A 22,658-nucleotide genomic window follows, 5' to 3' on the forward strand; every position below is an offset into this window, starting at 1 on the left:
CACCCTAGAACCCGGACGCGGCTGCGTCGCGCACCGGCCCGAGCAGGAGCGGACGCGGTCAGTGGTCCTGCTCGCCGATCCGGTGCACGTGGATCAGGTTGGTCGAACCCACCGTCCCGGGCGGGGCCCCGGCCACGATCACCACGACGTCACCCTCGCTGAGCCGCCCGATACGCAGCAGCTGATGGTCGACCTGGTCGATCATGTGGTCGGTCGTGTCGACGTGGTCGACGATGAACGTCTCGGTTCCCCAGCTCAGCGCGAGCTGGCTGCGGACAGCCTGGGTCGGCGTGAACGCCAGCAACGGGAGGCGCGAGTGCAGACGGGCCAGTCGACGCACGGTGTCCCCGGACTGGGTGAACGCGACCAGCGCCTTCACCTCGAGGCGCTCGCCGATGTCGCGCGCCGCGTAGGAGATGACACCGCGCTTGGTACGCGGCACGTGGGACAGCGGCGGCACGTCACGGGGGCCGGTCTCGACCGCCCGACAGATCCGGTCCATGGTTCGCACCGTCTCGAGCGGGTACTTGCCCACCGACGTCTCGCCGGACAGCATGACCGCGTCGGCACCGTCGAGGACCGCGTTGGCCACGTCGGAGGCCTCGGCCCGGGTCGGGCGCGAGTTCTCGATCATCGAGTCGAGCATCTGCGTCGCCACGATCACCGGCTTCGCGTTCTCACGGGCCATCTGGATGGCCCGCTTCTGCACCAGCGGCACTTCCTCGAGCGGCAGTTCGACGCCCAGGTCGCCACGGGCGACCATGATCGCGTCGAAGGCCAGCACGATGGCCTCGAGGTTCTCGATCGCCTCGGGCTTCTCGAGCTTCGCGATGACCGGCACCCGGCGGCCGACGCGGTCCATCACCTCGTGGACCAGTTCGATGTCGGAGGGGCTGCGCACGAAGGAGAGCGCCACCATGTCCACGCCCAGTTCGAGGGCGAATTCCAGGTCGGCGATGTCTTTTTCCGACATCGCCGGCACCGAGACACTCATCCCGGGCAGCGACAGCCCTTTGTTGTTGCTGACCGGGCCGCCCTCGGTCACGGTGCAGAGGACGTCGTTGCCCTCGACCGCGGACACGGCGAGGCCGACCTTGCCGTCGTCGACGAGCAGGCGGTCGCCGGGGCTGGCGTCCTCGGCGAGCTGCTTGTAGGTGGTCGAGACGCGGTCGTGGTCGCCCACGACGTCGTCGACGGTGATGCGCACCTGCTCGCCGGTCTCCCAGACGGTCGAGCCGTCACAACCGTCGAAACGGCCGAGCCGGATCTTGGGGCCCTGTAGGTCGGCGAGGACGCCGACGGCTTTCTCCGTGGTGTCCGAGGCCTTGCGGACGCGCGCATAGACGGCCGCATGGTCCTCATGCGTGCCGTGGCTGAAGTTCATCCGGGCCACGTCCATGCCGCTTTCGACGAGCTCTTTCAGTCGCTCGTCGCTCGCGGTGGCGGGGCCCAGGGTGCAGACGATTTTGGTTCGGCGTGTCACACGAACACCTTAGTCCCGTCCATGGTCCATCTCCATGTCGCCGACGACATGTCACCGGCTCGCCACCGGCTGTTACCGCTGGTGGCGAGCCGCTACCGCCGAGTATGAAATTTACTTAACTTGTTGCGGCCGCGTGTGTTCGACCGAGCCCGTCGGGTGGCGGCGAGGGCCTGCTCAGCGCACCGACAGGGGCAGGGACGCCGGACGGACCGGAGACGGGAGGTCGGACTCGCCGACCAGGAACTCGTCGACCGCACGCGCGGTCGAGCGACCTTCCGCGATCGCCCACACCACGAGCGACGCGCCGCGGTGGGCGTCACCGCAGACGAACACGCCCGGGGCGTCGGTCTGCCAGTCGCTCCCGCAGGAGATGACGCCGCGCCGGTTCGGCTCGATCTCGAGATCGGCGAGCAGCGCCCCACCCCGTACCCCGGCGAACCCGATCGCGAACAGGGCCAGCTCGCAGGGGATCTCGAATTCCTCACTCACCGGCGTGATCTCGCGGCGCCCGTCGGCATCGCGCGTCACCTCCACCTCGGCGAGCACCATCGTCGTGACGTTGCCGTCCTCGTCACCCTCGAATCGCTGAACCGCAACCTGGTGCAGCCGTTCGCCGCCCTCGTCGTGTGCGCTCGAGGTCCGCATGATCAACGGCCATGTCGGCCACGGCGACCGTTCGTCGTCGCGCTGCCCGGGCAGTTCCGGGTTGTAGTCGAGTTGCACGACCGAGGCCGCGCCCTGACGGTGCGCCGTACCCAGGCAGTCGGCTCCCGTGTCACCACCGCCGATGATCACGACGTGCTTGCCCGCGGCGGTGATGGGTGACGGCCCGTCGCCCTCGCACTCCTTGTTGGCGGGCACGAGATGCTCCATGGCGAGGTGGATGCCGTTCAGCTCCCGCCCCGGCACCGGGTTGTCGCGTGCCTCCATCGCACCGATGGCCAGGACCACCGCGTCGTGGTTCGCGCGTAGATCAGCCACGGACAGGTCGGCCCCCACGTCGCAGTTGGTGACGAAGGTCGTTCCCTCCGCCCGCATCTGGGCGATACGTCGGTCGATGTCGGACTTCTGCAGCTTGTACTCCGGGATGCCGTAGCGGAGCAAACCGCCGAGACGGTCGTCGCGCTCGTAGACGGTGACGTCGTGACCAGCCCGGGTGAGCTGTTGTGCCGCAGCCAGTCCCGCGGGTCCGGAGCCGACGACCCCGACCGACTTGCCGGTCGTGGACTCGGGCGGCTCGGGCCCGATGATGCCTTCGGCCCACGACTCGTAGGCGATGGTCTTCTCGATGCGCTTGATCGTCACGCTGCCGCCGGTCGCCGGTTCGGAGATCGACAGCACGCAGGCGGACTCGCACGGCGCCGGGCACACCATCCCGGTGAACTCCGGGAAGTTGTTGGTCGCGTGCAGCCTGCTGCTCGCGGCATCCCACCGGCCGCGCCGGACGAGGTCGTTCCACTCCGGGATGAGATTGCCCAGTGGGCAACCCGCGGTTCCGGAGTGACAGAACGGGATACCGCAGTCCATACACCGGCGGGCCTGTCCGCTGACCTCGTCGAGGACCTTGATCGGATTGTCGGCGTGCTCGTAGACGTCGTCCCAGTCCTGGACGCGTTCGGCGACCGGACGGTACTTCGCCTCTTTCTTCGGGACCTCCAGGAACCCGCGCGGGTCAGCCACGTGCCGCCTCCATGATCGCTGAATCGACGTCGCGCCCTTCGGCTTCGGCCATCCGGGCCGCGTCGAGGACACGCTTGTAATCGGTGGGCATCACCTTGGTGAACGCCAGGCAGCGTCGAGGCCAGTCGGCCAGTATCGATGCGCCGATCGCGGAACCGGTCAGTTCCGTGTGCGTGGCGATGGTGTGCTTGAGCCAGGCGAGGTCTTCCGGGTCGGGACGCAGGAGTTCGACCATGGCCATGTTGACCTTCGCGGGATCGAGGTCGTGGACGAACGCGATACCACCCGACATGCCGGCCGCGAGATTGCGTCCCGTTGGTCCGAGGACGACCACCCGGCCACCGGTCATGTACTCGCAGGCGTGGTCGCCCACTCCTTCGACGACCGCCGTCGCACCCGAGTTGCGTACCGAGAAGCGTTCGCCCACTCGGCCTCTGAGGTACACCTCGCCGGAGGTCGCCCCGTAGAGGATCGTGTTGCCGGCGATCACCTGGTCCTCGGCGACGAACAGCGAGTCGGGATTCGGCGTGACGACGATCTTGCCGCCGCACAATCCCTTTCCGACGTAGTCGTTGGTGTCACCGGTCAACCGGATCGTTACTCCCGGCGGCAGGAAGGCCCCGAGCGATTGCCCGGCCGAGCCCTCGAGCCTGACCGTGATCGTGTCGTCGGCGAGGCCGTCGGCCCCGTACCGCCGGGTCACCTCCGAGCCGAGCAGGGTGCCGACCGTCCGGTTCACGTTGCGCACCGGCAACTCCAGGGTCACCGGGTGTGCGTCCTCGAGTGCACCCTCGGCGAGCTGGATCAGCGTCTGGTCCAGCGCGCGCTCGAGGCCGTGTTCCTGGCCCCGCACCCGACGACTCGGTCCCTTGTCCTCGACCTTGCGGAAGATCGGGCTGAGGTCGAGCCCCTTGGACTTCCAGTGCGCGACCGCCGCGTCGGTGTGCAGACGCTGCGACTGCCCGATGGCGTCGTCGAGCGTGCGATAACCCAACTGCGCCAGATACTTCCGGACGTCCTCGGCGATGAAGCGGAAGAAGTTGACCAGGTGGTCGACCTGACCGGTGAAGCGGGACCGCAACAGCGGATTCTGGGTGGCGACGCCGACCGGGCACGTGTCGAGGTGACAAACGCGCATCATGATGCACCCGGCGACGATCAGCGGCGCGGTGGAGAACCCGTATTCCTCGGCGCCGAGCAAGGCCGCGGTGATGACATCGCGCCCGGTGCGCAGCGCCCCGTCGCACTGCACCGTGATGCGGTCGCGCAGGCCGTTCAGCATCAACGTCTGCTGGGCGTCGGCGAGGCCGATCTCCCACGGCGTGCCGGCATGTTTGAGCGAGGTGAGCGGCGACGCGCCGGTGCCGCCGTCGTGCCCGGAGATGAGGACGACGTCGGCGTGCGCCTTCGACACCCCGGTCGCGACCGTCCCCACGCCCACCGCACTGACCAGCTTCACGTGGATGCGTGCCTGCGAATTCGCGTTCTTCAGGTCGTGGATCAGCTGGGCGAGGTCCTCGATCGAGTAGATGTCGTGGTGCGGCGGCGGCGAGATCAGCGCGACACCCGGCGTCGAATGCCGGGTCTTCGCGATCCACGGATACACCTTGTAGGCCGGGAGCTGGCCGCCCTCACCGGGTTTGGCACCCTGCGCCATCTTGATCTGGATGTCGGTGGCGTTGATGAGGTAGTCGCTGGTCACGCCGAACCGGCCCGACGCGACCTGCTTGACCGCGCTGCGGCGTTCCGGATCGTACAGACGCTCCACGTCCTCGCCGCCCTCCCCCGAGTTCGAGCGGCCGCCGATCCGGTTCATGGCCATCGCGATGGTCTCGTGGGCCTCCGCGGAGATCGAGCCGTAACTCATCGCGCCGGTGTTGAAGCGCTTCATGATCTCCTCGACCGGCTCCACCTCGTCGAGCGGGATCGGTTCGCGCGCATCGAGATCGAAGTCGAACAGTCCGCGCAGGGTGCCACCCTCACGCGAGAGCCGGTCGACCTCGTCGGAGTACTTCTGGAAGATCTCGGCCCGGCCGGTCTTGGTGGCGTGCTGCAGCAGGAAGATGGTCTCAGGCGAGAACAGGTGCAGTTCGCCCTCGCGGCGGTACTGGTACTCGCCGCCGACCTCGAGTCGACGGTAGACCTGTTCGGTGGGGTTCTCCGGGAAGGCCCGGTGGTGGCGGATGCGCACCTCCTCGGCCAGTTCGTCGAGTCCGACGCCCTCGATCCGCGACACCGTACGGGTGAAGTACTCGCGCACCACCTCCGACGACAATCCCACGGCCTCGAAAGCCTGTGCCGCGGTGTAGGAGCTGATGGTCGAGATGCCCATCTTGCTCATCACCTTCAGCACGCCCTTGCCGAGCGCCTCCAGATAGTTGCCGATCGCCTTGGCCCGGGTCACCCCGGTCAGCTCACCTTCGGCGATCAGATCTTCGATGGTCTCGAGCGCCAGGTAGGGATTGACCGCGGCCGCGCCGAATCCGATCAGGGTCGCGATGTGGTGGACCTCGCGGGCATCGCCGGACTCCACGACGAGGGCGACCCGCGTCCGCTCCTTGGTGCGGACCAGGTGGTGGTGCACCGCCGAGGTGGCCAGCAGCGACGGGATGGGCGCGTGCTCGGCGTCGGTGAGCCGGTCGGAGATCACCAGCGTCGTGTGCCCCTCGGCGATCGCCTGACTGGCCCGCAGCCGGAGGTCCTCGAGCGCCGCGGCGAGACCCGCACCGCCCTCGGACACCTCGTAGAGCGCCCGCAGCACCTTCGCCGACAGACCAGGATTGTCACCGTCGTCGTTGATGTGGACGAGCTTGGCCAGCTCGGCATTGTCCAGCACCGGCCAGTGCACCATGATCTGGCGGCACGACGCCGCGGTCGGCCGCAGCAGGTTCTGCTCCGGACCCATCACGCGACTCATCGACGTGACGATCTCCTCGCGGATCGCATCCAGCGGCGGATTCGTGACCTGGGCGAACAGCTCGACGAAGTAGTCGTAGAGCAGCCGCGAACGCTGCGACAGCACGGCGACCGGGGTGTCGGTGCCCATCGATCCGAGGGGTTCGTAGCCCGACGCCGCCATCGGGGTCAGGAGTACGCGCAGATCCTCCTCGGTGTAACCGAAGGAGATCTGCCGGCGGACGACGGTGTCGTGGTTGGGCTGGAAGACCGGCCGGTCCGGGAGCGTGGCGATGTCGAGCAACCCGGCGTGGAGCCACTCGTCGTACGCCTCGGCGTTCATGAGCTCGCCCTTGAGTTCCTCGTCCGGGATGATCCGGCCCTGCTCGGTGTCGACGAGGAACATGCGGCCGGGTTCGAGCCGGCCCTTGCTGATCACGTCGTCGACCGGGACGTCGAGCACACCGGACTCGGAGGCGAGGATGACCCGGCCGTCGCGGGTCTGCCACCACCGGCCCGGGCGCAGTCCGTTGCGGTCGAGGACCGCGCCGACGACCGTGCCGTCGGTGAACGTGACGCACGCGGGACCGTCCCAGGCCTCCATGAGCGAGGAGTTGAACTGCAGGAACGCCCGACGACGGGGATCCATGTCGGGCACGTTCTCCCACGCCTCGGGCACCATCATCATCACCGCGTGGTGGACGTCCCGACCGCCGAGGTGCAGGAGTTCGAGGACCTCGTCGAGCGACGCCGAGTCGGAGGCCTCGGGCGTGCAGATCGGGAATGCGCGCTTGAGATCGCCGGGGATGAGGTCGGTCTCGAGGAGCGCCTCGCGGGCACGCATCCGGTTCCGGTTGCCGCGCACGGTGTTGATCTCGCCGTTGTGCGCCACGAACCGGAAGGGGTGCGCGAGCGGCCACGACGGGAAGGTGTTGGTGGAGAACCGGGAGTGGACGATGGCGATCGCGCTGAGGCAGCGGTCATCTCGCAGATCCTCGTAGTACAGCGGGAGCTGCATCGTGGTGAGCATGCCCTTGTAGACCATCGTTCGACTCGACAGCGATGGGAAGTACAGCCCGGTGCCGGCTTCGTCGATCTCCGGTGTCACCCGTTCGGCCTGCTTGCGGAACGGGTAGATGAAGCGGTCGAGCGCGAGCCCGGCGATGCGGTCGGCGCCGGGCGCCGGGTCGACGGTGACGAACAGCTGCATCATGTACGGCATGCATGCGACGGCCGTCCCGCCGACGTCGGCGTGTTCGTGGTCGACGGGGAGGTCCCGCCAGCCGAGCACGGTGATGCCCTCGTCGGCGGCGAGGGCCTCGACCCGCTCGATCGCCGCGCGGCGCAGGTCGGGGTCCATGGGCAGGAAGCACGTTCCCGCGGCGTAGCTGTTCGACCCGTCCGCGGCGGGCTCGGGTAGGTCGAAGTCGACGGTGTCGCGCAGCAACTCGTCGGGGAGTTGGATCAGGATTCCCGCGCCGTCACCGCTGTTGGTCTCCGCCCCGGCCGCACCTCGATGTTCGAGGTTCTCCAGCGCCAGCAACCCGTCGGCGACGATCGAATGCGAACGGCGACCGTGGATGTCGGTGACCATGGCCACACCACACGAATCGACCTCGGCCTCCGGGTCGTACAGACCCTGCTTGGCCGGCAGCGCAGAAAACAGCATCACTACCTCCACTCGAACCGAGAACCGGCTCGCTGCTGAGTGTCCAATGGGACAGCACTGGCCCGTGGAGCATTGCGCGGCGTACGAATGACCGTGCCGAGATCGGTACCGGGTTGAGTCAGAACCGTTGAGCGCTTGCGTGCTCTGGAACGGTCGGTACCGGGCGGAGGATCGCGCACCGTGAGATCCGATCCTATCCGAACACCCGGGGAGGCGTCGTCACCCGCGACCTGTGACCCTGCCGACGGATCAGCTCGTGGCAGGACCGAACGTCAGGACTTGTCTCCGTCGGAGGAACCGGCACCGGCACCCGGTGTGGTGTCGGTGGGGGTGTCCGTCGGGATGTCGGTATCCGACTCCTCGGCGGGATCAACTATGTCGGTGACCGCGTCGGCGTCGGTGTCCGGATCGGCGTCGGCAACCGGATCGGCGTCGGCAACCGGGGCTGCGTCGGGGACCGAGCCGGTGGTCGAGTCGTCCTTGTCGGCCGCGTCCATGTCGTCGTCGGCCTCAGGGTCTGCGGAGTCCACGGTCTCGTCGGCAGCCGGTTCGTCCCCCGGCGACGTCGCCGTCTCCGGCTGAGCGGGCGTTCCGGCCTCGGTACCGGCCTCGGTCGCTGAGGTCGTCTCCTCGTCGGCCCCGAGGTCGACCGCTTCGTCTGTCGGAGTTTCGGGGTGCGAGGTGGTGTCCGACTCGGCCCCGTCGAGCGCTTCCTCGTCGAGCGCTTCGTCGACCGGCTCCTCGCCACCGGCCTCGACGGTGTCCTCGCCCGGCTCGACCGGACCGTCGGCAACCGGCTCCGGTTCGGCGCCCGGCTCCGCATCGCTGCCCGCGGTCACGGGGTTTGCGGCTGCGACCGGGTCATCCGTGTCGGCGGTGTCGTCGGTGGACGGCTCCCCCGCCGTGCCCGCCTTCTGACCCTGGTCGTCGGAATCGAACAGGGATGATCCCGCCGAACCCGTCGCCACCCCGGCGGCGGCCGCCGGACTCGGCTCCGGTTCGATGTCCTCGTCGTACCAGTCGTCGACGTACCCGGCGACACCCTGCTCCGCGAGCTCCGCGGCACGGTCGTCGTGATACATCTCCAGTCCCTGTTCGCGTCCCTTGGGCGCGACCACGAAATAGACGACGGCGGCGAGGAACACCAGCGCCGCGGTGAAGAGGTTCGGTCGGATGCCCGCGATGTCGTTGGCGACGGCCGCGCGGTCGTCGCGCAGCAATTCGATGAAGAACCGGCCCAGGCAGTAGCCCGCGACGTAGAGCGCGAACAACCGGCCGTGCCCGATGCGGAAGTACCGGTCGACGACCACCAGGAGCACGACGATGAGCACGTTCCACAGCAGCTCGTAGAGGAAGGTCGGATGGACCACCGCGACCACGACGCCGTTGGACACGCCGTCGATCAGTCCGGGGTCGGAGTACCCGGCGGCGTTCTCGCGTTCGTAGATCTCCAGGCCCCACGGGAGTGTGGTCTCGCGTCCGTAGAGCTCCTGGTTGAAGTAGTTGCCGAGGCGACCGATCGCCTGTGCCAACAGGATCGGCGGCGCGATGGCGTCGCCGAAGGCGGGCAGGCGGATGCCGCGTCGACGAGCGCCGATCCACGCGCCCACCGCACCGAGCGCGACCGCGCCCCAGATACCGAGTCCGCCGTCCCAGATCTTCAGTGCGTCGATCGGTTCCTTCAGCGCATCGGCACCGAAGTACGTCTTCCAATCGGTGATGAGATGGTAGAGCCGGCCACCGATGAGGCCGAACGGGACCGCCCAGATCGCGACGTCGAGAACTTCGCCGTCCTGGCCGCCGCGGGCCATCCATCGGCGGTTGCCCCACCAGACGGCGACGATGATGCCGACGATGATGCACAACGCATACGCGCGTAGCGGGAAGGGTCCGATCTCCCACACGCCCTGAGGCGGACTCGGGAGGTAGGCGAGCATCGTCGAGGTCGGCGCGATCACGCTGTCACCCTAGCCGACCGGATGGGACGTTCGACCTGTCGACCGGGACCCGCCGCGTCGATCACGAGAGCGTCCGGTTCAGACGGACGCCCGACGCGAGCGGACCCCTTCGGCCAGTTCGGAGACGAGCGAGGCCAACCGGTCCTGGCCCGCGTTCGCCGCGGTCACCAGCGCCGAACCCACGATGACTCCATCTGCGTACGAGGCGATCTGGGCCGCCTGCTCGCGGTTGCGAACGCCGAGACCGACGCCGATCGGGATGTCGGAGTACTCGCGAACCCGCGCGCACAGCTCAGGAGCCATGTCCGACACAGCATCTCGCGCACCGGTGACACCCATCGTGGAGGCCGCGTAGACGAAACCCCGGGACGCATCGACAGTGAGGGCGATCCGCTCGGTCGTCGATGACGGAGCGACGAGGTAGATGCGGTCGAGCCCGTGCCGGTCGGCCGCCTCGTGCCACTCCGCACCCTCTTCGGGGATCAGGTTCGGGGTGATGAGTCCGGCACCGCCGGCCGCCGAAAGATCACGCGCGAAATTCTCGACGCCGCACTTGAGGACCGGGTTCCAGTAGCTCATGACCACCGCGTTGCCGCCGGCGGAGGTGATGGCCTCGACGGCGGTGAACACGTCACGGACACGCACACCGTTGGTCAGTGCCTGGTCGGCGGCGTCCTGGATGGTCGGGCCGTCCATCACCGGGTCGGAGTAGGGCACGCCGACCTCGATGATGTCGCAACCGGCGTCGACCATCGTCCGGAACGAGGTCAGCGACTCGTCGACGGTCGGGAAACCGACCGGGAGGTAACCGATCAGCGCACTGCGACCCTCGTCCCGGCAGCGGGCGAACACGGGGCCGAGCTTCGACGGGATCGACTGTGTGCTCATGCCTGCTCTCCGGGCTTCTGGACGTCCGACGATTCCGACAGGGTGGCCTCGTCCTGGGACGGCGGGGCGTCGAACAGCCCGAACCAGCGTGCGGCGGTGTCCACGTCCTTGTCGCCGCGACCGGAGAGACTGACGACGATGATCGAACCCTCCCCCAGTTCCTGCCCGAGTTTCAGGGCGCCGGCGACCGCATGGGCCGACTCGACGGCGGGGATGATGCCCTCGCGGCGACTGAGCAGCGCGAGTGCATCCATGGCTTCGGTGTCGGTGATCGGCCGGTACTCAGCTCGGCCGGTGTCCTTGAGATAGGCGTGCTCGGGTCCGACCCCCGGATAATCCAGGCCCGCCGAGATCGAATGGGATTCGATGGTCTGACCGTCGTCGTCCTGCAGGAGATAGGAGTACGCGCCCTGGAATGCTCCGGGTGTCCCACCGGTGAAAGTCGCTGCGTGGCGGCCGGTCTCGACGCCGTCGCCGGCGGCCTCGAAGCCGACGAGCCGGACGCCCTCGTCGTCGATGAACGGGTGGAAGATGCCGATCGCGTTGGAACCACCGCCGACGCAGGCGGTCACCGCGTCGGGCAGGCGTCCGGCCTTCTCCAGGATCTGCACGCGCGCCTCGAGCCCGACGATGCGCTGCAGATCGCGGACCATGACCGGGAACGGGTGCGGCCCGGCAGCCGTGCCGAAGCAGTAATAGGTGTTGTGCGCGTTGGTGACCCAGTCGCGCATGGCCTCGTTGATCGCGTCCTTCAGTGTCGCCGAACCGTTGTCGACCGCGATCACCTCCGCACCGAGGAGTCGCATGCGGGCGACGTTGAGCGCCTGGCGATCCGTGTCGACCCGGCCCATGTAGATCACGCACTCGAGACCGAGGAGCGCGCACGCGGTCGCGGTGGCGACCCCGTGCTGTCCGGCGCCGGTCTCGGCGATGACGCGGTGCTTGCCCATCCGCTGGGCCAGGAGCGCCTGTCCGAGAACGTTGTTGATCTTGTGCGAGCCCGTGTGGTTGAGGTCCTCGCGCTTGAGGAAGATCCGCGCCCCGCCGGCGTGCTCGGACAGGCGCTTCGCCTCGTACAGCGGAGACGGGCGGCCAGCGTAGTCGCGCTGCAGGCGGTCCAGTTCGGCGAGGAAATCGTCGTCGGCGCGGACCTTCTGGAAGGTCGTGGTCACCTCGTCGATGACGGCCATCAGGGCCTCGGGTACATGGCGCCCGCCGTAGACACCGAAGTGCCCGTGCTCGTCGGGTTCGATCGAGGTACGAGTGGTGAGCCCGACGCTCGCGGTGGGCAGCGGAGTCGCCTCGACGGCGTCGGTGCGGACGGAATCAGGATGAGCGGTCACTTCAACTCACAGACGATCGGGCCGACAGCATCACGCGGACCGATACCGGCCCGGACGCGTTGTCAGCGAACAGGTTTCGGGCACGACGGGTGTGTGCCCGCGGTGACGAGCTCACGGACCGCGGCACGCGGGTCGCCACTCGTGACGAGACCTTCGCCGACGAGAACCGCATCGGCGCCGGCACCGGCGTAGGCCAGCAGATCGGCGGTGCCGCGCACACCCGACTCGGCGATCCGGATGGTCTCCGTGGGCAGACCGGGTGCGATGCGCGAGAAGGTGTCCCGCTCGACCTGCAGGGTCTTGAGGTTGCGTGCGTTCACGCCGACGACCGAGGCGCCGGCTTCGAGGGCGCGGCTGGCCTCCTCCTCGGTGTGCACCTCGACGAGCGCGGTCATGCCCAGGCTCTCGGTGCGGTCGAGGAGTGAGGCGAGCACGTTCTGCTCGAGGGCGGCGACGATCAACAGGATGACGTCGGCGCCATGGGCGCGGGCCTCATGGATCTGGTACGTGCCGACGATGAAGTCCTTGCGCAACACCGGGATGTCGACCGCGGCGCGGACGGCGTCGAGGTCGGCGAGCGAGCCGCGGAACCGGCGTTCCTCGGTGAGCACGCTGATGATGCGCGCGCCGCCGTCTTCGTATGCGCGGGCGAGTTCGGCGGGGTCCCCGATGCTGGCGAGTTCGCCTTTCGACGGACTGGCGCGCTTGACCTCGGCGATGACACCGATTCCGGGCTGACGCAGGGCGGCCAGCGCATCCTTGGGGGCGGGAGCCTTGGCGGAGGCCGCTTTGACCGAGGCGAAGTCGACGATGGCCTCACGTGCCGCGACGTCGGCTTTCACTCCCTCGATGATCGATTCGAGAACGTTGGGCACGCTCACAGCGACTTGCTCCCTTCTCCCTCGACATGTGTTCTCAGGGTAGACGGGCCGTTCGGGCCGGTTGCGTCCGGGTTGGCCGATCCGTGACCTCATCGCGCTGATGCGTCCATCGTCGGAGTCTGCGACCGGGCGTCGCCGTCCCCGACCCGTCATCGGTTTGCGGTTCAGCGACGGTCGGGGTCGTTCGGGTCGGTCGGGTCGATGCCGGTGTCGAGCGCGTCCCACATCATCCGCTCGTTCGCCCCGGGCGGCGTCGGCTCCGCTGCCGGGTCGGGGTCGTCCGCCCGACCGCTCGTTCCGGGCTTCGCCGAATCGGATCGGGCCGCGCCTGGCTCCGCGACCGCGGCCTCGTTCTGCTCCGCGGCCTTGCGACGCTCGTAGTCGGCGAAGATCTCGGTCTCGATCTCCTCGCGGCGAGCGGCCGGAGTGGTGTATTTCGACGATCGGGTGGCCCCCTTCGCGACGCGCAGCAGCATGACCGCTGCACCCACCGCACACACGGTGCCGGCGAGCACGACCACCGCGGCGAGGGGGTTGGTGTCGACGAAGAGCACGATGTAGCGATCGGGGATGCTGCCCGCCTCGGCGGCGTACGCAGAGTCGGTGCCCCCGGTGATCAGCGAGATCGCCGGGAAAGCGGCCAGGAGCCCGCCGACGGCGACCAGGATCGCGACGACTCGGAGGGCCCAGCCACGCACTGACAGCGCCGCGAGTATGCCCGCCAAGTAGACCAGCGCGAGCGGCGTGAGCCAGGGACTCCAGTCCCCGCCGTTGACCTCGAACGCGCGCTGCGGGGACAACCCGTCCTCGGCGGAGACGGTGGCCCAGGTCAGCCGGCTCGCACCCCAGAAGGCCGCTGCGGCCGCCGCCATCAGCAGTGCCGCGACGACCTGTCGGCGCCGGACGGACTTGCGGCGGATGGCCTCTACGTCAGGACCTGCCGCGGCTCCAGATTCGTCAGAGGTCATGAGTTCTCACCCACCCGTCGCATCGTCGAGGCGGCCGCGACCGCGTTGAGCACCGCGGTGGCCTTGTTACGCGCCTCGTTGTACTCGTACTCGGGCTCGCTGTCGGCCACCACACCACCGCCGGCCTGGACGAACGCCTTACCGCGCGCGAGCAGCGCGGTGCGGATGGCGATGGCGGTGTCCGCGTTGCCGGCGAAGTCGAGATAGCCGACGATCCCGCCGTAGAGCCCGCGGCGGGTCATCTCGTGTTCGTCGATGAGTTCCATCGCCCGCACCTTCGGTGCGCCGGTCAGGGTTCCGGCCGGGAAGCACGCCGTCACGGCGTCGAGGGCATGCTTGTCGTCGCGGAGGGTCCCCGACACGGTCGAGACGAGATGCATGACGTGGCTGTAGCGCTCGATGTGCCGATAGTCGCTGACCTTGACCGTGCCGGGTACGCAGACACGTCCGAGGTCGTTGCGCCCGAGGTCCACCAGCATCAGGTGCTCGGCGTTCTCCTTCTCGTCCTCGATCAGGCCCTTGCCGAGCAGTTGGTCTTCCTCCTCGGTCGCGCCGCGCCAGCGGGTGCCGGCGATCGGGTGCGTGGTCGCCACCCCGTCGGCCACGGTGACCAGTGCCTCGGGGCTGCTGCCGACGATGGTGAACGGCTTGCGCGCGATTGCGTCGGGCGAGCCGGTGTCGCTGTGCTCCTCGGTGCCGGGCATCCGCAGCAGATACATGTACGGACTCGGATTGGACGCGCGCAGCACGCGATAGACGTCGAGCGGGTCGGCGTCGGAGTCCATCTCGAAGCGCATCGACGGCACGACCTGGAAGGCCTCGCCGGCCTCGATCTCGCCGACGAGATCGGTGACGATCTCGCTGTACTCCGCGAGCGATCGCTGCGCGGCGAACTCCGGCCGCGGGCGGTCGAAGGTCGACACCGTCGACGGCGCGGGTGCGGCGAGCGCTTCGGTCATCCGGTCCAGCCGGTCGAGTGCGTCGGCATAGGCGTCCTCGACCCGCTCGTCGGAGCCGTCCCAGTTGACCGCGTTGGCGATGAGCGTGATCGTGCCCTCATGATGGTCGACCGCGGCGAGGTCGGTGGCCAGCACCATCATCATGTCCGGGAGGCCCAGATCGTCGACCGTGGTCTCGGGCAGACGCTCGAGCCGGCGGACCATGTCGTAGGCCATGAAGCCGACGAATCCGCCGGTCAGCGGCGGCATCCCGGGGAGCGGGTCGGTCTGCAGGAGGCGCAATGACTCCGCGAGGACCTCGAGCGCGTCGCCGCCCTCGGGTGCGCCGACGGGCACCGACCCCCACCAGTGCGCCTGTCCGTCGACGACGGTCAGGGCCGACGGTGCGCCCGCGCCGATGAACGACCATCGGGACCAGGACCGCCCGTTCTCGGCGGACTCCAGCAGGAAGGTCCCCGGACGGTCGCCCGCGAGTTTGCGATAGGCCGACAGCGGCGTCTCGGAGTCGGCGAGGACCTTACGCGTCACCGGTACGACGCGGTGATCACGCGCGAGGTCGAGGAACTCGGCGAGAGTCGTGGTGTCGGCGGCCCCGCCGGTGGTGGCGGTCATCCGAGCGGCTCGCCGCCGACGCCCCACTGATTACGCGGAACCTCCGTGATCGTCACCCAGACCGAGTCGGGGTTCTTGCCGGTTGCCTTGGCATAGGCCTCGGTGACCGCGGCAATCGTCTCGCGCTTGACGCGATCCGACAGTCCCGGCGTCTGCGAGATCTGGATGAGGGGCATGGACGCACCGCCTTTCGAAGGTCTCGAGCTGTGGCGTGTCCCGGAGTTCGCACCCGGGACTCGTGTCTCGGGGGTCTATTCTGCTGGGTCCGTCGAGCCCGACCCGGATTCGGCCCCGGAACCCGGCGCCGCGTCGATCCCGAACGTCAGCGACTCGGTGTCGAAACAGCTGTGGTTGCCGGTGTGGCAGGCCGCGCCCACCTGGTCGACGATCAGCAGCACGGTGTCGCCGTCGCAGTCGATGCGGGCGTCGTGCACATACTGCGTGTGCCCGCTCGTCTCCCCCTTCACCCAGTACTCCTGGCGTGACCGCGAGTAGTAGGTCCCCTTCCGGGTGGCGAGCGTGCGCTCGAGCGCGACGTCGTCCATCCAGGCGACCATCAGCACCGTCCCGGTGCTGCGTTCCTGCGCCACCGCGGTGAACAGGCCGTCGGCGTTGCGTTTGAGGCGTGCGGCGAGATCGGGATCGAGTGCCATCAGCGACCTTCCGGGTCGGTGCGGGAGGGGACGCGGCGTGTCATCGGACGGTGATCCCGGCGTCGCGCATGGCCGTCTTCACCTGGGCCACGGTGAGTTCGCCGAAGTGGAAGACCGAGGCCGCGAGAACGGCGTCGGCGCCCGCCTGCACCGCCGGCGCGAAATCGTCGATGCGGCCGGCGCCGCCGCTGGCGATGACCGGCACCGACACCGCGGCGCGTACGGCCGTCAGCATGCGCAGGTCGAAGCCCTGTTTGGTGCCGTCGGCGTCCATCGAGTTGAGCAGGATCTCGCCGACACCGAGGTCCTGGCCGCGGACCGCCCACTCGACCGCGTCGATCCCGGTGCCCTTACGGCCGCCGTGGGTGGTGACCTCCCAGCCCGACGGCGTGGGCTCCGCACCTTCGGGAACGGTCCGCGCGTCGACGGACAGCACGATGCACTGCGAACCGAAGCGCCGGCTCATCTCGGCGAGCACCTCCGGCCGGGCGATGGCCGCGGTGTTGACGCTGACCTTGTCGGCCCCGGCGCGCAGCATGGTGTCGACGTCGCCGACGGTCCGGATGCCCCCGCCGACGGTGAGCGGGATGAACACCTGATCGGCGGTGCGCTTCACCACGTCGATCATCGTCGAGCGCCCCGAGCTCGACGCGGTCACGTCGAGGAAGGTCAGTTCGTCCGCGCCTTCGCGGTCGTAGCGCTCGGCCAGCTCGACCGGGTCGCCGGCGTCGCGCAGGTTGGCGAAGTTGACGCCCTTGACCACGCGGCCGTCGTCGACGTCGAGGCACGGGATGACCCGGGTCGCCAGCGTCATCGTCGGGTCTCCTTCGGGGTGGTGGATTCTGGGGTGATGACGTCTGCCGTCCATTCCGGGATCGTCTCGCCGATGACACGCATCAGACCGGCGTGCACGGTCGGGGTACCGGCGACCAGCGACGGCGACGCCACGGTCCACGGACGGCCGGCGATGTCGGTCGCCACACCGCCGGCGGCCCGGACCAGCGCCGCTCCTGCCGCGTTGTCCCAGGGGTGCCGGCCGAAGGCGATCGCCCCGCCGAACACGCCGGCCGCGGTGAACGCCATGTCCACACCCGTCGACCCGGTCATCCGGATCCGGGCGGCACGCGTGCTGAGTTCGCGCAGGAGGTCGGCCCGGCGCGCGCCCGGGTAGCGGCCACCGCCGCGGGCATCGAACGGACCGAAGGCGATGGCTGCCTCGGCGAGTTCCATGTCGGGGGCCGGCGGGACGGCTACGCCGTTCAGCAGCAGCGGACCGTCGGCGTGTGCGGCGTACCGGCGTCCCACGAGCGGCAGCCACGTCATCCCGAGCGTGGCCTCGCCGTCGACCACCAGACCGAGGAGGATCCCGGTGAGCGGCATCCCCGCGGAGTAGTTGAAGGTGCCGTCGATCGGGTCGAGCACCCACACCGGACCGTCGACGACGTCGGCGCCGCCGAATTCCTCGCCGTGGACCGGGATCTGGGTCCGGTCGGCGAGCTCGGCCCCGATGTGGCGCTCGAGGTCGAGGTCCACCTGCGTGGCGAAGTCGGTGCCGCCCTTGTTGATCGCGCTCGGCGCACCCTGACCGTCGACGAAGCGATCGACGGCGGCGTCGAGGATCGACCCGGCGGTGTCGAGCAGCCGGGGCAGGTCGAGGGTGGAGTCCGCCGCGCTCATCAGACCCCGGCGACCGCGGTCAACGCCTCCGGCAGCGTGAATCGGCCCGCATAGAGCGCCTTGCCGACGATGGCGCCCTCCACACCCTGGCCGGTGAGGCCGGCGATCGCGACCAGATCGTCGATGGCCGAGACGCCGCCCGAGGCCACGAGGGGGGCGTCGGTGGCCGCTGCGACCTCGGCGAGGAGATCGAGGTTCGGACCCTGCAGCGTGCCGTCCTTGGAGACGTCGGTGACCACATAGCGGGCGCATCCGTCGCGATTCAAGCGCTCGAGGACCTCCCAGAGATCGCCTCCGTCGGTGACCCAGCCCCGCCCGCGCAACCGGTAGGAACTGCCGTCGCGGATCACGTCCAGACCGACCGCGATGCGGTCCCCGTGCTCGGCGATCGCGCGGGCACACCACTCCGGGTTCTCCAGGGCGGCGGTACCGAGGTTCACGCGCGTGCACCCGGTGGCGAGGGCGGCGGCCAACGAATCGTCGTCGCGGATGCCGCCGGACAGTTCGACCTTCACGTCGAGTTCACCGACCACGCCGGCCAGCAGTTCGCGATTGTCGCCACGGCCGAACGCGGCGTCGAGGTCGACGAGATGGATCCACTCCGCACCGTCCCGCTGCCACGCCAGCGCCGCGTCGCGCGGCGAACCATACGACGTCTCGGTGCCGGCCGCGCCCTGGACCAGGCGGACCGCCTGCCCGTCGGCGACGTCGACGGCGGGAAGGAGTTCGAGGGTGCTACCCATGGGTGAATCTGTCCTGTCTGTTCTGGATCGAGCGCGGTTCTTGATCGAGCGAGTCGGCGGTGGACGTGATCGGGGTGGGGTCAGGCGGGGTGGTGACCGTCGCGCGCCGCGATCAGGTCTGTCCGGGCGCGGTCGACCATGCGGTTGGCAACGGTACCGATCGCGGCGATCATCGCCGCCACCGCCACCAGCGCGGCGACCAGTCCGGCGATCGGCGACCAGTGCGCACACAGCGCGATGATCGGGACGGACACGATCAGGACCAGCACTCCCGCACCGAGAGCGTAGAAGGCGAGCTTGGCGATCGAGAAACCGGAGGACGTCGAGGAGGCACTCGCCTGTTCGGACCCGGACGGTCGCCCGACGGGTCCGTCGCCGTACCCGGCGTCGTCCGGGCGCGGCGTGCCGTCGGTCACGAGAGTCCCCGAACCCAGTTCTCCAGCAGGTGCGCACCGGCGTCGCCGGACTTCTCGGGATGGAACTGGGTCGCCGACAGCGGCCCGTTCTCCACCGCGGCGAGGAACGGTCCACCATGTTCGGCCCAGGTCAGCTTGGGCGCGGTCAGCGGCGAACCCGCGTTGTCCATCTCCCAGGTCTGCGCGGCGTAGGAGTGCACGAAGTAGAAGCGGGTGTCGGCGTCGAGCCCGTCGAAGAGCACGGTGCCCTCGGCTGCGTCGACCGTGTTCCAGCCCATGTGCGGCAGGACGGGTGCGGGCAACTGGGTCACGCTGCCCGGCCACTCCCCGCAGCCCTCCGCCTCGACGCCGAACTCGACGCCGCGCTCGAACAGGATCTGCATGCCGACGCAGATGCCCAGCACCGGGCGGCCGCCGGCCAATCGTCGCCCGACGATCCGGTCGCCCTTGACCGCGCGCAGACCCTCCATGCAGGCGGCGAACGCACCGACGCCGGGCACGACGAGGCCGGTGGCGTTCAGGGCCGTGTCGAAGTCGGAGGTGACCGTCACCTGTGCCCCGGTCCGCTCGAGCGCGCGCTGCGCGGACCGCAGGTTGCCCGAGCCGTAGTCGAGGATCGTGACGTCGGCGGCGCTCACAGCGCGCCCTTCGTCGACGGCACACCGGTCACGCGGGCGTCGTATTCGGTCGCCGCGCGCAACGCGCGGGCCACGGCCTTGAACTCCGCCTCGGTGATGTGGTGCTGGTCGCGGCCGTAGAGGACCCGCACGTGCAGCGCGATGCGAGCGTTGAGCGCGATCGACTCGAACACGTGCCGGTTGATGACGGTCGAGTACGGGACACCCGGGTAGCCACCGATCACGGCGGTCAGCATGTGCTCGGGCTCGCCGGTGTGGACGCAGTACGGGCGGCCCGACACGTCGACGACGGCCTGGGCGAGGGTCTCGTCCATCGGGATCCAGGAATCGCCGAAGCGACGGATGCCCTTCTTGTCGCCGAGCGCCTGGCCGAGAGCCTGGCCGAGCACGATCGCGGTGTCCTCGATGGTGTGGTGACCCTCGACCTCGATGTCGCCCTTGGCCTCGACGGTGAGATCGAAGCTGCCGTGCTGACCGAAGGCGGTGAGCATGTGATCGAAGAACGCGATGCCGGTCGAGATGTTCGTCAAGCCGGTGCCGTCGAGATTCAATTCGACGGAGATCGACGACTCCCTGGTGCTCCGTTCGACCTTCGCGACACGGGGCGCGGGGTTGGTCGCAGAGGGGGTGCTCACTGAGGGTTCTCCAAATCTGTGGTGGCGAGCGTGCGGCTGACGTCGAGGAAGGCGTCGTTCTCATGCGCGAGACCGATGGTCACCCGGAGGTGACCGGCGATGCCGACGTCCCGGATGAGGACGCCCTGGTCGAGGTAACGCTGCCACGACGCCGCAGCATCCCGGAACCGTCCGAACAGCACGAAGTTGGCGTCGGAGTCGATGACGCGGTACCCGAAGGCGGTCAGCGCCGCGACCACGCGCTCGCGTTCGGACCGGATCGCGGCGACGCCGGCGAGGGTGTCGTCGCTGTGGCGCAATGCGGCTCGCGCGGCGGCCTGGGTCAGCACGGACAGGTGGTACGGGAGCCGCACCAGCTGGATCGCGTCGACGACGGCGGGCGCTGCGGCGAGGTAGCCGAGCCGGCCGCCGGCGAAGGCGAAGGCCTTGCTCATCGTGCGGCTGACGACGACCTTGGCCGGGAACTCGTCGATGAGCTCGACGGCGCTCGGTGCCGCCGAGAACTCGGCGTAGGCCTCGTCGACGATCACGATGCCCGGAGCCGCCTCGACGATGCGACGCAGGTCCGCGAGCAGGATCGAACCGCCGGTCGGGTTGTTGGGCGAGGTCATTAAGACGACGTCCGGTTCGCGGTTCGCGACTTCGGCGACCGCGTAGTCGGTGTCGAGTGAGAAGTCGCCCGCCCGCGCCGCGACCAGCCAGGTGGTGTCGGTGCCGTCGGAGATGATCGGATGCATCGAATACGACGGCACGAACCCGAGCGCACTGCGGCCGGGACCGCCGAAGGCCTGCAGCAGTTGCTGCAGAACCTCGTTGGAACCGTTTGCCGCCCACAGGTTCTCGACGCCGAGCTGCACACCGGTGGCCCGGGTCAGGTAGGCGGCGAGGTCGGCACGGAGGGCGACGGCATCGCGATCGGGATAGCGGTGCAACTCAGCGGCGGCCTCGCGCACCGACGCGGCGACATCGTCGATCAGGGCCGGCGACGGCGCGTGCGGGTTCTCGTTGGTGTTGAGGATCACCGGGACCCTGAGTTGCGGTGCGCCATAAGCACTCTTGCCACGGAGGTTCTCACGTAGCGGCAGGTCGTCGACGGTGATCGAGCTGCCCGGGGTTGCCGTCACCGGATCGGCGGCCGTCACCGGCCCGCGCTCCCGACGAAGCGCTGCTTCACCGCATCACCGTGACCGGGCAGGTCCTCGGCATCGGCGAGGGTCACCACCTTGTCGGCGACCTCGCGCAGCGCGGCCTCGTCGTAGTCGATGACGTGGACGCCCTTGAGGAAGGTCTGCACCGACAACCCGGAGGCGAAGCGCGCCGAACCCGACGTCGGCAGAACGTGATTGGAGCCCGCACAGTAGTCACCGAGGCTGACCGGCGCATAGGGCCCGACGAAGATCGCGCCCGCGTTGTGCACCCGGTCGGCGACCGCGGCCGCATCCCGGGTCTGGATCTCGAGGTGTTCAGCCGCATAGGCGTCGACGACGGCGAGCCCCGCGTCGAGATCGTCGACGAGGACGACGCCCGACTGCTCCCCCGACAGCGCGGTGGTCACGCGTTCGCGGTGCTTGGTGGCCGCGACCTGCTGCTCGAGAGCCTCGTCGACGGCGTCGGCGAGTTCGGCGCTGTCGGTCACGAGCACCGACGCCGCGAGGACGTCGTGCTCGGCCTGGCTGATGAGGTCGGAGGCGAGGATGCCCGCGTCCGCCGAGTCGTCGGCGAGGATCGCGATCTCGGTGGGTCCGGCCTCGGAGTCGATGCCGACCACGCTGCGGCACAGACGCTTGGCCGCGGTGACGTAGATGTTGCCCGGGCCGGTGATGAGGTCGACGGGGTCGAGAACGGCATTCGGCTCGTCCGCTGATTCCGTGTCGGCGCCACCGTAGGCGAGCAGGGCCACGCCCTGAGCACCGCCGACCGCCCACACCTCGTCGACGCCGAGGAGCGCGCAGGCGGCGAGGATGGTCGGGTGCGGCCACCCGCCGAAGTCCTTCTGCGGAGGCGAGGCGACGACCAGCGAGCCGACGCCGGCCTCCTGGGCAGGGACGACGTTCATGATGACCGACGACGGATAGACGGCGTTTCCGCCCGGGACGTACAGGCCGACGCGGCGCACCGGAATCCACTTCTCGCTGACGACGCCGCCGTCGACGACCTGGGTGCGGGTGGTCTCCCGGCGCTGATCGGCGTGCACCTTGCGCGCGCGGATGATCGACTCGCGCAGCGCCTCGGCAACCTGCGGGTCGAGCCCGGCCAGAGCATCGGCGATGACCTGGGCGGGCACCCGCACCGACGCGGGACGGACACCGTCGAACTTCTCGCCATAGTCGAGCGCAGAGCTGCTCCCGTTCTCCGCCACCGAATGCACGACCGGTGTCACCGTGTCGAGGACGGCATTGACATCGGTACCCCCGCGGGGCAGCGCACGACGCAACTCGGCGAGTGTCGGCGTGCTACCGCGCAGGTCAATTCGGGCGAGCATGATCTCTCCTGGTGGCTGCTGATTTACCCAACAAGGATACGTGTCGGGTGCCAGCGGGTTTCTGGTGCGGGTTGTCAC

Annotated in this window: 19 protein-coding genes; all 19 read right to left on the reverse strand. The window is 69.1% G+C overall.

The annotated features are described in order from the left end of the window. Positions 1-58: 58 nt before the first annotated feature. The gene (gene pyk / locus GR168_RS14135; RefSeq protein WP_065632353.1) at positions 59-1,483 is read right to left on the reverse strand and encodes a pyruvate kinase; all 1,425 of its coding nucleotides are present in this window, start codon (positions 1,481-1,483) and stop codon (positions 59-61) included. A 174-nt stretch (positions 1,484-1,657) separates the two neighbouring features. Beyond that, on the reverse strand, positions 1,658-3,163 hold the full coding sequence (locus GR168_RS14140; protein WP_137808510.1) for a glutamate synthase subunit beta: 1,506 nt from the start codon (positions 3,161-3,163) through the stop codon (positions 1,658-1,660). Then, positions 3,156-7,727, reverse strand: a complete 4,572-nt coding sequence (gene gltB / locus GR168_RS14145) for a glutamate synthase large subunit (protein WP_159371005.1) — start codon at positions 7,725-7,727, stop codon at positions 3,156-3,158. The genes GR168_RS14140 and gltB overlap by 8 nt, the downstream gene beginning before the upstream one ends. Before the next feature lie 272 nt (positions 7,728-7,999). Continuing rightward, positions 8,000-9,685: a prolipoprotein diacylglyceryl transferase gene (gene lgt, locus GR168_RS14150; protein WP_159371006.1), complete on the reverse strand. Its 1,686-nt coding sequence runs from the start codon at positions 9,683-9,685 to the stop codon at positions 8,000-8,002. A gap of 78 nt (positions 9,686-9,763) precedes the next feature. Continuing rightward, positions 9,764-10,573, reverse strand: coding sequence for a tryptophan synthase subunit alpha (trpA, locus tag GR168_RS14155; RefSeq protein ID WP_159371007.1), 810 nt, complete (start codon positions 10,571-10,573; stop codon positions 9,764-9,766). Beyond that, positions 10,570-11,916, reverse strand: coding sequence for a tryptophan synthase subunit beta (trpB, locus tag GR168_RS14160; RefSeq protein ID WP_065632348.1), 1,347 nt, complete (start codon positions 11,914-11,916; stop codon positions 10,570-10,572). Before trpB ends, trpA begins: the two co-directional genes overlap by 4 nt. Before the next feature lie 62 nt (positions 11,917-11,978). Then, on the reverse strand, positions 11,979-12,797 hold the full coding sequence (trpC, locus tag GR168_RS14165; protein WP_159371008.1) for an indole-3-glycerol phosphate synthase TrpC: 819 nt from the start codon (positions 12,795-12,797) through the stop codon (positions 11,979-11,981). A 164-nt stretch (positions 12,798-12,961) separates the two neighbouring features. Continuing rightward, positions 12,962-13,765, reverse strand: a complete 804-nt coding sequence (locus GR168_RS14170; RefSeq protein ID WP_068970346.1) for a TIGR02234 family membrane protein — start codon at positions 13,763-13,765, stop codon at positions 12,962-12,964. After that, positions 13,762-15,336 (reverse strand): anthranilate synthase component I, encoded by a 1,575-nt coding sequence (locus GR168_RS14175; protein ID WP_137808506.1) that lies wholly within the window; start codon positions 15,334-15,336, stop codon positions 13,762-13,764. The genes GR168_RS14170 and GR168_RS14175 overlap by 4 nt, the downstream gene beginning before the upstream one ends. After that, a complete protein-coding gene (locus tag GR168_RS14180) occupies positions 15,333-15,512 on the reverse strand; it encodes a tautomerase family protein (RefSeq protein ID WP_004021167.1) in 180 nt (59 codons plus the stop codon). The genes GR168_RS14175 and GR168_RS14180 overlap by 4 nt, the downstream gene beginning before the upstream one ends. A gap of 75 nt (positions 15,513-15,587) precedes the next feature. Beyond that, on the reverse strand, positions 15,588-15,989 hold the full coding sequence (hisI, locus tag GR168_RS14185; protein ID WP_058251762.1) for a phosphoribosyl-AMP cyclohydrolase: 402 nt from the start codon (positions 15,987-15,989) through the stop codon (positions 15,588-15,590). Between the two features lie 40 nt (positions 15,990-16,029). Next, the gene (gene hisF, locus GR168_RS14190) at positions 16,030-16,803 is read right to left on the reverse strand and encodes an imidazole glycerol phosphate synthase subunit HisF (RefSeq protein WP_159371009.1); all 774 of its coding nucleotides are present in this window, start codon (positions 16,801-16,803) and stop codon (positions 16,030-16,032) included. Then, positions 16,800-17,666, reverse strand: a complete 867-nt coding sequence (locus tag GR168_RS14195; RefSeq protein WP_068970344.1) for an inositol monophosphatase family protein — start codon at positions 17,664-17,666, stop codon at positions 16,800-16,802. Before GR168_RS14195 ends, hisF begins: the two co-directional genes overlap by 4 nt. Further along, a complete protein-coding gene (gene priA, locus GR168_RS14200; RefSeq protein ID WP_058251759.1) occupies positions 17,666-18,409 on the reverse strand; it encodes a bifunctional 1-(5-phosphoribosyl)-5-((5-phosphoribosylamino)methylideneamino)imidazole-4-carboxamide isomerase/phosphoribosylanthranilate isomerase PriA in 744 nt (247 codons plus the stop codon). The genes GR168_RS14195 and priA overlap by 1 nt, the downstream gene beginning before the upstream one ends. Before the next feature lie 80 nt (positions 18,410-18,489). After that, positions 18,490-18,825, reverse strand: a complete 336-nt coding sequence (locus GR168_RS14205) for a hypothetical protein (RefSeq protein ID WP_065632342.1) — start codon at positions 18,823-18,825, stop codon at positions 18,490-18,492. After that, the gene (gene hisH, locus GR168_RS14210) at positions 18,822-19,463 is read right to left on the reverse strand and encodes an imidazole glycerol phosphate synthase subunit HisH (protein WP_159371010.1); all 642 of its coding nucleotides are present in this window, start codon (positions 19,461-19,463) and stop codon (positions 18,822-18,824) included. Before hisH ends, GR168_RS14205 begins: the two co-directional genes overlap by 4 nt. Beyond that, positions 19,460-20,098 (reverse strand): imidazoleglycerol-phosphate dehydratase HisB, encoded by a 639-nt coding sequence (gene hisB, locus GR168_RS14215; RefSeq protein ID WP_159371011.1) that lies wholly within the window; start codon positions 20,096-20,098, stop codon positions 19,460-19,462. The genes hisH and hisB overlap by 4 nt, the downstream gene beginning before the upstream one ends. After that, positions 20,095-21,240 carry a histidinol-phosphate transaminase gene (locus GR168_RS14220; protein ID WP_159371012.1) on the reverse strand — a complete coding sequence of 382 codons (1,146 nt, stop codon included), beginning with the start codon at positions 21,238-21,240 and terminating at the stop codon, positions 20,095-20,097. Before GR168_RS14220 ends, hisB begins: the two co-directional genes overlap by 4 nt. Beyond that, positions 21,237-22,580: a histidinol dehydrogenase gene (gene hisD / locus GR168_RS14225; RefSeq protein ID WP_159371013.1), complete on the reverse strand. Its 1,344-nt coding sequence runs from the start codon at positions 22,578-22,580 to the stop codon at positions 21,237-21,239. The genes GR168_RS14220 and hisD overlap by 4 nt, the downstream gene beginning before the upstream one ends. Between the last annotated feature and the right edge of the window lie 78 nt (positions 22,581-22,658).

It is taken from the genome of Gordonia sp. JH63, from assembly GCF_009856645.1.
Lineage (GTDB): Bacteria > Actinomycetota > Actinomycetes > Mycobacteriales > Mycobacteriaceae > Gordonia > Gordonia hongkongensis.

Bases quoted from the DNA above. Each gene is read 5' to 3' on its own strand.
- gltB (WP_159371005.1), bottom strand. From the start codon at position 7,727: ATGCTGTTTTCTGCGCTGCCGGCCAAGCAGGGTCTGTACGACCCGGAG.
- trpA (WP_159371007.1), bottom strand. From the start codon at position 10,573: ATGAGCACACAGTCGATCCCGTCGAAGCTCGGCCCCGTGTTCGCCCGC.
- GR168_RS14170 (WP_068970346.1), bottom strand. From the start codon at position 13,765: ATGACCTCTGACGAATCTGGAGCCGCGGCAGGTCCTGACGTAGAGGCC.
- GR168_RS14175 (WP_137808506.1), bottom strand. From the start codon at position 15,336: ATGACCGCCACCACCGGCGGGGCCGCCGACACCACGACTCTCGCCGAG.
- GR168_RS14180 (WP_004021167.1), bottom strand. From the start codon at position 15,512: ATGCCCCTCATCCAGATCTCGCAGACGCCGGGACTGTCGGATCGCGTC.
- hisI (WP_058251762.1), bottom strand. From the start codon at position 15,989: ATGGCACTCGATCCCGATCTCGCCGCACGCCTCAAACGCAACGCCGAC.
- hisF (WP_159371009.1), bottom strand. From the start codon at position 16,803: ATGACGCTGGCGACCCGGGTCATCCCGTGCCTCGACGTCGACGACGGC.
- GR168_RS14195 (WP_068970344.1), bottom strand. From the start codon at position 17,666: ATGAGCGCGGCGGACTCCACCCTCGACCTGCCCCGGCTGCTCGACACC.
- priA (WP_058251759.1), bottom strand. From the start codon at position 18,409: ATGGGTAGCACCCTCGAACTCCTTCCCGCCGTCGACGTCGCCGACGGG.
- hisD (WP_159371013.1), bottom strand. From the start codon at position 22,580: ATGCTCGCCCGAATTGACCTGCGCGGTAGCACGCCGACACTCGCCGAG.